This is a genomic window from Achromobacter sp. D7-1 (assembly GCF_059760445.1).
This window is the reverse complement of record NZ_JCBAMT010000139.1, coordinates 1-10487: the sequence shown is the minus strand read 5'-3', so window position 1 is coordinate 10487 and position 10487 is coordinate 1. Positions and strand designations below refer to the sequence as shown.

Sequence of the window (10487 nt, the reverse complement as noted above, 5' to 3'; positions counted from 1 at the left end):
CAATGGGACGGCGTGACGGACCAGTATTCGATCGCGGGCAGCACCAGCACGCTGCAGTCGCTGGAAGCTCTGTCGCGATCCGGCGGCACGCCCGTGGAAGTATCAGACGCGGCGGCCGCGCAAGCGCAGCAGCGGCTGGAACGCATGGGTCTGGCGACCGAGCTGTCGTCGGCCGCGGCGCTGGCTGCCGTGTCCCGGCTGCGGCGCTCGGGCCTGCTGGACGCGGAATCTTCGGTCGTGCTGATCGTGACCTCGGACGGACGCCGCGGCTAGCATCCCGGCACAGGACGCTAGACGCCGAAGCTGTCCACCAGCGGCGCCAACGCGCCGCGCAGGCAGGTCGCCCAGAACTTGCCGGCTTCGGACAAGGGGCGGCTGCCATGCAGAATCATGTGGCATTCGAAATGCACCGGCGCGGCCAGCGGGCGATAGCTCAGGCCCGCGGCCGCCATGCCGACCGCCGTGGCCGGATTGGCGATGCCCACGCCGTGCCCTGCCAGCGCCAATTGGCACACCGTGCTGGAGTATGGCGTCTCGATGGCCACCTTCAGGCTCTGCCCCGCCTGCGCCAGCAGCGCGTCCAGGCGTTTGCGCGAACCGTCCTCGGCATTCAGGGCGATCACGTCCGCATCAGCCAGATGCGAAAACTCAACCTGTTCCAGCCTCGCCAGTGGATGGCCCTTGGGGAAGACCGCCACGGCGCGCAGGCTGGCCAGCCGGTGCCCGCGCAAGCCTTCCAGCTCGGACTCGTCGGCGACTGCCGCCAGATCGAGTTCGCCCGACACCACCATGTCGCGCAAGGTGTTGGAGTCGCGGATCTGCAGATACAGCCCGGTGTCCGGATAGCGGGTCCGGAAGCGCGCAATCGTGTCGCTGATGATCGCGCCGCTGTAGGCATGGATGCAACCGACGCGCAACCGCGGCTGCGCCGCGCCCCGGATCGCGCGGATCTTGCGGCCCAGGCTTTCCAGGCCGACGTTCAAGCGGCGGATTTCCTCATAGAGCAAGGTCGCTTCAGGCGTGCGCTGCATGCGCTGGCGCACGCGCTCGAACAGGCGCAGCTCGATGCTGGCTTCGAGCGCGGCCAGGGTCGCGCTGACGGTGGCGGGCGACACGTCCAGCCGCCTGGCGGCGGCGGTGACGCTTTCCGTTTCATAGACGGTGCGGAAGGTCTCGACCTGCTTGAGCGTGAAGGTCATGGCCGGGTCGCGATGCGCTCAGATGCGCTGCAGGTCCATCAACACGCGGCGGGTCGACAAGGGCCGGCCCGCCAGGATTTCGGCCAGCCGTTCGCGCAGGTCGCGACGTAGCGCCGGCTCGATCGCTGGGTCGTCGAAATCGGGCGGCGCTTCGTCCACGCCATAGCCGGTTTCACGCAGCAAAGTCCATTCGAAGCGGCGCAGCGCCCCAGCCGCGCGGGTGCCGCCGGACAACTGTTGCAAGGCGAAGTCGTAGGCGTCGTACAGCAGCGGGTGGGCGTCTTCGCGCGGCAGCAGCCGCAGCAGCAGCTCGTTCATGTACCAGGCCGACATCAGCGCGGTGCCGGTCAGCGGTCGGATGCCGGCGATCTCGGCGCGGGTCAGGGTCTTGACCTCGCCGTTGCCGGTCCACGACAGCAGCAGCGGCTGGAACGCGGACAGCACCGGACGCAGCACGGAATACGGGCGCTTGGCGCCCTTGGCGACCATGGCCACACAGCCATGATCGCGCGAGAAAGTCTGAACGATAAGGGAAGTCTCACGCCACGCGGTGGCGTGCAACATATATCCGGGGCGATCCTGGACGCGAGGCGCCCTTCTACTCATAGCCCAGATCGCGGAGCGCACCCTCGCGGTCGGACCAGCCCTTGCGCACCTTGATGTAGACCTCCAGGTGCACCGGCTTGTCCAGCAGCTTGGCGATGTCCTGCCGCGCCTCCGTGGCGATGCGCTTCATGTGCATGCCGCCCGTGCCCAACAGAATGGGCTTGTGGCTGTCGCGCTCGACCACCACGCAGGCGTTGATGCTGGCGCCCTTGGCGGTCTCTTCCCATTGTTCGATGACGACGGTACAGCCGTAGGGCAGCTCGTCGCCGACCAGGCGGAAGATCTTCTCGCGCACCAGTTCGGCGGCGATGAAGCGCATGGGGCGGTCGGTCAGCGTGTCTTCCTCGAACATCGCCTCGCCTTCCGGCAGACGCGACGCGATCTCTTCCAACAACTGATCCAGCTGCTGCTTCTTGGTGGCGCTGACCGGCACCACCGCACCGTAGGGATGCAGCGCCATGATCTTGGACACGAAGGCGAACAGGTCGTCGCGGTTCTTCAGCGCGTCGATCTTGGACACGACCAGGATGGTGCGTTCGGGCGCGGGCAGCAGCGGCAGCAGCTTGGCGTCGCCTTCGGACCATTTGCCGGCTTCCACCACATGCACCACCACGTCCACATCGGCCAGGGCCTGCGTGACCACGCGGTTCATCATGCGGTTCATGGCGCCGCCGTGGCGGGTCTGGAAACCGGGCGTATCGACGAACACGAACTGTTCGTGCTCGCGCGTCAGCACACCGTGGATGCGGTGGCGCGTGGTCTGCGCCTTGCGTGACACGATGGAAATCTTGGAACCGATCAGGGCATTCGTCAGGGTGGACTTGCCCACATTGGGGCGGCCCACGATGGCGACGAAGCCGGTACGAAAAGGGGTATCGCTCATTTAGTCTCTTGAGCCACTGCCACCGGCAGCGACAATTGCGCGGTTTTGCGCGCCTTGCCCGACTTGCGGGCAGCCTTGGTCGCCGGGCTGACGGCCAATGCGGCCTCCAGCGCCAGCTTGGCCGCCGATTGCTCGGCGGCGCGGCGGCTGGCGCCAGGCGCCATCACCTTGATCTCGAGCGCCGGAATGGCGCATTCGACTTCGAACTGCTGGCTGTGGGCCGCGCCATGCGTGGCCACCACCGTGTACAGCGGCAGCGCCAGCTTGCGGCCCTGCAGGAATTCCTGCAGCAAGGTCTTGGCGTCCTTGCCCAGGGTCTTGGGATCGACGGAGGCCAGCACCGGCTGGTACTGGCGCACGATCACGCGGCGTGCGGCATCGAAGCCCGCGTCCAGGAACACGGCGCCGAACAGGGCCTCGACCGTGTCCGCCAGGATGGAAGGACGGCGGAAGCCGCCGCTCTTCAATTCGCCTTCTCCCAGGCGCAGGTACTGCGACAGCTCCAGCCGCTGGGCGATGTCCGCCAGCGAGGCCTGCTTGACCAGATTGGCGCGCAGGCGCGACAGATCGCCTTCGTCGATTTTGGAATAGCGCTCGAACAGCATCGCCGCAACGACGAAGTTCAGCACGGAATCCCCCAGGAATTCCAGGCGCTCGTTGTGGCGCGCGCCGTGGCTGCGATGCGTCAGCGCCTGTTCGAGCAATGCCGGATCACTGAAGTGGTGATCCAGGCGGTTTTCTAGCGTGGCTAGCGACATAATCAGTTGAAGCGGCCGATGCGGCTGAGATCGCTGAAATTCATCCAGATGAAGAACGCGCGCCCGACGATATTGGATTCCGGAACGAAGCCCCAGTATCGGCTGTCGGCGCTGTTATCCCGATTATCGCCCATGGCGAAGAACTGCCCCTCGGGTACTTTGCAGCGTACCCCATTACGGCTGTATTGGCAGTTCTGGCGGTTGGGAAATTGCCACATCGCGTTGTACTCCTGCGGCTTGCCCTCATCCAGCAGGATTTTGTGCTCAACTTCGCCCAACTTCTCTTTATATTGCGCAATATACGAGACACGGTCCGGTTCGAAGTAGTCGCCGTCGCGCACATGCGGCACCAATTCGCCATTGATGTAGAGCTTTTTGTCCAGGTAGGCGATCTCGTCGCCCGGCAGGCCAACCACACGCTTGATGTAGTCGACGTCCGGATCCACGGGGTAGCGGAACACGAACACGTCGCCGCGCTGGGGCTTGCCTACCTCGATGACCTTCTTGTCGATGACCGGCAGGCGCAGGCCGTAGCTGAACTTGTTCACCAGGATCAAGTCGCCCGACTGCAGGGTCGGCAGCATGGAACCCGACGGGATGCGGAACGGCTCGACCACGAACGAGCGCAGCATGAACACGAACAGGATCACCGGGAAGAAGCTGACGGCGTATTCGATCCACCACGGCATGCGGCGCGCGGCGTCGCCGGCTTCGCGGCGCAGGCGCTCGGCTTCCTGGGCGTCGCCGACCAGGGCCGTATCGTATTGCGCCATTGCCGCCTGGGCCCGGCGTTCGCGGCCCTTGCGCAGCACTGCCAGATCAAGCACCCAGATAATGCCGGTCAACACCAGCAAAACAAAAAGAATCAGGGCAAAGTTCCAACTCATCAGCTAACCGCCTTTTCGGGTTCTATTTGTCTTCCACTTGCAGGATGGCGAGGAACGCCTCCTGCGGAATTTCCACGCTGCCCACCTGCTTCATGCGCTTCTTGCCGGCCTTCTGCTTTTCCAGCAGCTTCTTCTTGCGCGAGATGTCGCCGCCGTAGCACTTGGCCAGCACGTTCTTGCGCAACGCCTTGACGTTTTCGCGCGCGATGATTTCAGCGCCGATGGCGGCCTGGATGACCACGTCGAACATCTGGCGCGGAATCAGGCCACGCATGCGCGTGACCACGTCGCGGGCGCGATGGCGCGCGTTGCTGCGGTGGACGATCACGGCCAGCGCATCGACGCGGTCGTTGTTGATCAGCAGGTCCACCCGCACCACGTCGGCCGAGCGGTACTCCAGGAACTCGTAGTCCATCGAGGCATAGCCGCGCGACACCGACTTCAGCTTGTCGAAGAAGTCCAGCACGATCTCGGCCAGCGGGATCTCGTACACCAGGTGCACCTGGCGGCCGTGGTAGCTCATGTTGACTTGCGAGCCGCGCTTGTTATTGCACAGCGTCATCACAGGACCCACGTAGTCCTGCGGCATGAACAGCGTGACCTTCACGATGGGTTCGCGGATGTCTGCGATCTTGCCCACTTCAGGCATGCGCGACGGGCTTTCCACCGTGATCACCGAACCGTCGCGCTGCTCGACCTCATACACCACCGACGGCGCGGTGGTGATGATGTCCATGTCGAATTCGCGCTCCAGGCGTTCCTGCACGATTTCCATGTGCAAGAGGCCCAGGAAGCCGCAACGGAAGCCGAAGCCCAAGGCCTGCGACACTTCCGGCTCGAACATCAGGGCGGCGTCATTCAGCTTGAGCTTGTCGAGCGAATCGCGCAGTTGGTCGTACTCGGAGCTTTCCACCGGATACAGGCCCGCGAACACCTGCGGCTTCACTTCCTTGAAACCGGGCAGCGGCGTGGCGGCAGGCTTGTTGGCCAGGGTGACGGTATCGCCCACCTTGGCGTCTTCCAGCTGCTTGATGCCGGCGATGATGAAACCGACCTCGCCCGCCGACAGGTGCGGACGCTGCTGCGACTTCGGCGTGAACACGCCAGTCTGTTCGCACAGGTGGGTCGCGCCCGAGGCCATCAGCAGGATCTTGTCCTTGGGCTTGAGCACGCCGTTGATGATGCGCACCAGCATCACCACACCCACGTAGTTGTCGAACCACGAATCAATGATGAGCGCCTGCAGCGGCGCGTCCGGATCGCCCTTGGGGGGCGGCACGCGGGCGACGACCATTTCCAGGATCTCGTCGATGCCCATGCCGGTCTTGGCGCTGGCCAGCACCGCCTGCGACGCGTCAATGCCGATCACGTCCTCGACTTCCTGGCGCGCGCCATCGGGATCGGCCTGCGGCAGGTCCATCTTGTTCAGCACGGGCAGCACTTCCACGCCCAGTTCGATGGCGGTGTAGCAATTCGCCACGGTCTGCGCTTCGACGCCCTGCGAGGCATCCACCACCAGCAGCGCGCCTTCGCACGCCGACAGGGAACGGCTGACTTCATACGAGAAGTCCACGTGTCCCGGGGTGTCGATCAGGTTCAGGTTGTAGACCTTGCCGTCCTGCGCCTTGTAGTGCAGGGCCGCGGTCTGGGCCTTGATGGTGATGCCGCGTTCGCGCTCGATTTCCATGGAATCGAGGACCTGCGCCGACATCTCGCGATCCGCCAATCCGCCGCAGCGCTGGATCAGGCGATCGGCCAGGGTCGATTTACCGTGATCGATGTGGGCAATGATGGAGAAGTTGCGAATATGCTGCATGCTTGAAGTTATAAGGGACGGAACACTCGGCACGGGGCCGGAAGACACCGCCGCCGGAATACGCACGGCTGACGAGGAGGGTGCCAACGGGCCTGGCCCGGGCAAAACAAGGGGGCGCCATGCGCCCCCTCTTGCGGCAACCAGCCATTTTAGCCGGTCTTGAGCCTTTTTTCTGCGAACTCGGGGGACGGGCCCGGCATTACTTCGATGCCGGCACCGCCACCCACTGCGTCTGGTCGCCGCGGCGCACCAGCAGGCCGGCCGCGCGGCCCTTGTCCAGCTTGGCCACGAGTTCGCCGAACTGCTTGGCGCCCGTGACGTCGGTGTCGTTCAGGGCCAACACGATGTCGCCTTCCTGCAGGCCGGCCTTGCCGGCAGCGCCTTCGGCCACCTTGACCTGGACACCGCCCTTGATGCGCAGCTTCTTCTGCACGTCGGCCGGCACGTCGACCACGCCCAGGCCCAGCGCGTTGGTGACTTCCGGCACCGGCGCCGCGCCCTTCTTGCTGGCGTTGGCGGCCTTTTCGGTCGGGATTTCGCCGACCTTGACCGACAGGGTCAGGTTCTTGCCCTTGCGCCACACTTCCATGTCGGCGCGCGTGCCGGGCTTGGTTTCACCCACGATGCGCGGCAGATCGGACCAGCGCTTGATGGGTTCGCCGTTGAACTTGAGGATCACGTCGCCCGGCTGCACGCCAGCCTGCTCGGCGGGACCTTCGGCTTCCACGCTGCTGACCAGCGCGCCCTCGGCCTTGGGCAGACCGATGGCTTCGGCCACGTCCTTGCCCACTTCGCCGATCTGCACGCCGACGCGGCCGCGCGTGACCTTGCCGGTAGCCCGCAGCTGGTCCACGACGCGCATGGCTTCGTCGATCGGGATGGCCAGCGAAATGCCCATGAAGCCGCCGCTGCGCGAAATGATCTGGGAGTTGATGCCCACCACCTCGCCCTGCAGATTGATCAGCGGACCGCCCGAGTTGCCCGGGTTGACCGCCACGTCAGTCTGGATGAAGGGCAGGTATTCGCCGGTATCGCGGCCGATGGCGCTGACGATGCCGGAGGTCACGGTGGAATCCAGGCCAAACGGCGAACCGATGGCCAGCACCCACTGCCCCTTCTTGAGCTTCTTGGGATCGCCGATGACCAGCGGCGTCATGTCCTTGGCTTCGATCTTGATCAGCGCGACGTCGGTGCGTTCATCCGTGCCGATGACCTTGGCCTTGAACTCGCGGCCGTCGGTCAGCGTGACGTAGATGTCCGTCGCGTCCACCACCACGTGGTTGTTGGTCAGGATGTAGCCGTCGTCCGAAATGAAGAAGCCGGAACCCACGCCGCGCGGCACGGTGCGCTCTTCGGGCTGGGAAGGCTGCGGACGCTGGCGTTGCGACGGGCCGGGTTGGCCGCCGCCGGGAGGCTGGAATTCGGGGCCGAAGAACCAGCGGAACAGTTCGTAGGGATCATTGCCGCCGCCAGGCCCCATGCCGCGCACCGGCACCGTGGCCGTGGTGCGGATGTTGACGACCGCGGGGTCGGCCTTTTCGACAATGCTCGTGAAATCAGGCAGCGTCGCCGCCGACGCCTGAGCGACAGCAGCAGGCACGTAGGCGCCGGCCATCATGACGCTGGCCGCGGCCGCCACCAGAAAGCGCCGGAAAAATGCATTCGACACTGTCATTGCTTTCATAAGTGTTACTCCGAAATTGCTGCTTGCCGCAGCTGGCCGATCACTTGGGCTCAGCTGGGGGCGTTGCTGCCGCAGGCGCGGCGGGCACATATTCAGTGGCTTGCGCCAGCTGTTCCAGCGTCGCGACGGGCACTTCGCCCACGGCGGTCAGCCAGAAATCAGCGATGCGCGTGCCATAGACGGTGATCGCCCCGCGTTGCGCGGCGCCGTGGGGAGGACGGTGGCCGCGCTGGCTGTCGTAGGGCTCGATGAACACGGAAATGGCCGCCAGTCCATCGGACAATACCATCTGGTTGACCGTAACGCCCTTGCCCATCGAACGCGCCACCTGCATGACCGGCTTGAAACCCTTGGGCGCCGGAATGCGCCAGCCTTGGGCGGCCAGGTCCACGGGCTTCATCGAGGGCTCCAGCACCTTCCAGTCGCGCGTGCTCCAGCGCGAGGTCAGCAACTGGGGATCGACTTCCGGGCCCAACCGCAGCGAGGTGAACGAGACTTGTTCGACCACGCCGCGGGCGGCGTTCAGCGTCTGGGCCTTGAGCAGCAGATTGGTTTCGACGTCCGCGCACAGCCGGTAGCCGTAGCGCAGCTTGTCCAGCGGTTCAATCGTGATCAGGCGGCACTCCCGCCCGGCCACGCGGTGCAGCGCGGATTCGGCGCGGATCTTGTAGAACTCGGACAGATTCGCCGCTTCTCCCAGCAGCAGGCCGGGGAAGCGGTCGCCGCGGCGGCGCTCCAGCAGCACGGTCTTGCGCTCGGGGATCAGGCACTGCACGTCTTCGTTGTGGCGCAGGTACTCGCGCGGCTGGCCGTCGAGGATTTCCAGGCGTTCGCGCTCGCCGGTGCCGTCCATGACGTGCACCAGGCGCGAGGACTGGATCGTTTCGCCCTGCTGGTACATGAAGACGCCCGCGTAGTCCTGCTTGCGGGCGGCTTGTTGGATACGGGTCAGCAGCTGGACCACGTCGTCGGCGGCCGCAGGCGCGGCATCGGCCGCGCGCGCGGGTTCATGCGCGGCCAGGAAAGCGGTCAGGAGCGTGGCGGCAAACCAGCCGGCGCGGTGGGCCTGCAGCGTGGCGGCCCGACCCAGCACCGGCCAACGCGAGGGAAGCACCAACGCCATCAGCGCCCCACTCCGGTGTCGAAGGACACCTGGCGCACGGCGCTGGGGCCGGCCATCTGGCGATGCGCCTCCAGATAGTCGCGCAGGCCCGTATCCTCGGCGCTCGCAGCCGGCGTGGTGCTGGCATCAGCCAGCACGCGCACCTCAGTGGCCGGTTCGCCGGTCAGGTAAGGCTGCGCCACCCAGGCAACGGTCGCGACCGCCGCGGCCACGGCCAGGCCGGACAGGCCGACCCGCAATGGCGAGCGGCGCCGAGGCGCCGCAACAATGGGCAATTCCGCGTCCAGCGCCCGTGCCAGGCGGGCCTGGAAGGCCGCGCTGGGGGTCAGCGCCAGATCGGCGTTGCGCAGGGAATCACCGATCAGATGATAGGTGTCCCAGGTCTCGCGCCCCTCGCGGGACAACAAACCGGGAAATATGTCGTCGGATTCTTCTCCGTCCATCCAGGCGGAAACCGATTCCTCCCAGGAGGCCTCGGCGATCACAACGGATTTGGCTGCTGTTTGCATGACTGCCACTCCTTACCAGCGACGCTCGGCATCGGTGCCTAGCAACGGACGCAACTTGACGGCAATGGCTTCACGCGCACGAAAAATGCGGGAGCGCACCGTACCGATAGGGCAATCCATGCTTTGGGCGATGTCTTCGTAACTCATACCTTCGATTTCACGCAGGACAATTGCGGTGCGCAATTCTTCAGGCAATTCCTCGATAGCCGCGTTCACCGTCTCGGCGATTTCGCGGCTGGCGACCATGGATTCCGGCGTGCTTATATCGGTTAGGTTGTCGGTTTCGTTAAAAGTTTCACCGTCTTCCGTTTCTATCGCATTGGGCGCGCTGGGGCGCCGGCCCTGCGAGGCCAGCCAGTTGCGCGCCGTATTGATGGCGATCCGGTACAACCAAGTGTAAAAGGCGCTCTCGCCCCGAAACTGGGGCAAAGCGCGGTAGGCCTTGATGAAGGCCTCCTGGGCCACGTCCTCGATCTCCGAGGGGTCGCGGATCATGCGGGCCAAGAGGCGGAGAATCTTGCGCTGGTACTTGAGCACCAACAGGTCGAAAGCCTTCTTGTCGCCCCGCTGGACGCGCGCGACAAGCTCAGCGTCGACTTCGCGCTCGCTCATGACGCCTCCCGCAGGCGGGCCGCCGGACGGGCGGGACGCGCCGCGCCGGCCAGCAGGCACAGGCGCCGCCAGGACTCAGGTCGCAACGTCCGCTGCCAGACGGTGAGGGTAATTGTGCTGTTGGTAAAGGCCGTACTCCCGGTGGGCAAGGGCTGCAAAGTGAGCGTCAGCCAGCGCGGACCGCGCTGTTCCTGCAACAGTCTCGCGTCCTGCCAGCCTTGCGGCAGGCGTACCTGCCAGCGCCCTTCCCCGGCTGCCGCGCGCAAGGCGGATACAGGGGACAGGCTGCTCCGTGCCGAGTGTAACAGCCCGGCCAGGACCAGCAGCAGCGCGATCGCCGTGCCCGCCGCCCATGCCATGCCGTGCCAGGACGCGGCCATCAGCGCGCTGCCGCCAGCGGCGGCCAGCGC

Annotated in this window: 12 protein-coding genes; 1 reads left to right on the top strand and 11 read right to left on the bottom strand. The window is 65.5% G+C overall.

Annotation, left to right across the window (positions count from 1 at the left end):
* A partial coding sequence (locus AC6LKD_RS31775) for a pyridoxal-phosphate dependent enzyme (protein WP_498118464.1) occupies window positions 1–273 on the top strand: 273 nt, incomplete at its 5' end.
* 17 nt (window positions 274–290) lie between these two features.
* Here the strand turns inward: AC6LKD_RS31775 and AC6LKD_RS31770 are convergent.
* From AC6LKD_RS31770 to AC6LKD_RS31720, 11 genes are all read right to left on the bottom strand, one after another.
* Complete coding sequence (locus AC6LKD_RS31770) at window positions 291–1199, bottom strand: LysR family transcriptional regulator (protein WP_013392239.1); 909 nt, start codon at window positions 1197–1199, stop codon at window positions 291–293.
* An 18-nt stretch (window positions 1200–1217) separates the two neighbouring features.
* Entirely contained in the window at window positions 1218–1805 is a 588-nt protein-coding gene (gene recO / locus AC6LKD_RS31765) for a DNA repair protein RecO (protein ID WP_207470133.1), read from the bottom strand.
* Window positions 1798–2688, bottom strand: coding sequence for a GTPase Era (era, locus tag AC6LKD_RS31760; protein ID WP_013392237.1), 891 nt, complete (start codon window positions 2686–2688; stop codon window positions 1798–1800). Before era ends, recO begins: the two co-directional genes overlap by 8 nt.
* Window positions 2685–3446: a ribonuclease III gene (gene rnc / locus AC6LKD_RS31755; RefSeq protein ID WP_013392236.1), complete on the bottom strand. Its 762-nt coding sequence runs from the start codon at window positions 3444–3446 to the stop codon at window positions 2685–2687. The genes era and rnc overlap by 4 nt, the downstream gene beginning before the upstream one ends.
* 2 nt (window positions 3447–3448) lie before the next feature.
* Window positions 3449–4333: a signal peptidase I gene (lepB, locus tag AC6LKD_RS31750; protein ID WP_498118463.1), complete on the bottom strand. Its 885-nt coding sequence runs from the start codon at window positions 4331–4333 to the stop codon at window positions 3449–3451.
* 22 nt (window positions 4334–4355) lie between these two features.
* On the bottom strand, window positions 4356–6149 hold the full coding sequence (gene lepA / locus AC6LKD_RS31745; protein ID WP_013392234.1) for a translation elongation factor 4: 1794 nt from the start codon (window positions 6147–6149) through the stop codon (window positions 4356–4358).
* Between the two features lie 199 nt (window positions 6150–6348).
* Window positions 6349–7833: a DegQ family serine endoprotease gene (locus AC6LKD_RS31740; protein WP_013392233.1), complete on the bottom strand. Its 1485-nt coding sequence runs from the start codon at window positions 7831–7833 to the stop codon at window positions 6349–6351.
* A 40-nt stretch (window positions 7834–7873) separates the two neighbouring features.
* A complete protein-coding gene (locus AC6LKD_RS31735; RefSeq protein ID WP_013392232.1) occupies window positions 7874–8956 on the bottom strand; it encodes a MucB/RseB C-terminal domain-containing protein in 1083 nt (360 codons plus the stop codon).
* A complete protein-coding gene (locus tag AC6LKD_RS31730; protein WP_013392231.1) occupies window positions 8956–9465 on the bottom strand; it encodes a sigma-E factor negative regulatory protein in 510 nt (169 codons plus the stop codon). The genes AC6LKD_RS31735 and AC6LKD_RS31730 overlap by 1 nt, the downstream gene beginning before the upstream one ends.
* 12 nt (window positions 9466–9477) lie before the next feature.
* Window positions 9478–10077, bottom strand: coding sequence for an RNA polymerase sigma factor RpoE (rpoE, locus tag AC6LKD_RS31725; RefSeq protein WP_013392230.1), 600 nt, complete (start codon window positions 10075–10077; stop codon window positions 9478–9480).
* On the bottom strand, window positions 10074–10487 hold a 414-nt coding region (locus tag AC6LKD_RS31720), incomplete at its 5' end, for a hypothetical protein (RefSeq protein WP_498118462.1). The genes rpoE and AC6LKD_RS31720, both read right to left, overlap by 4 nt.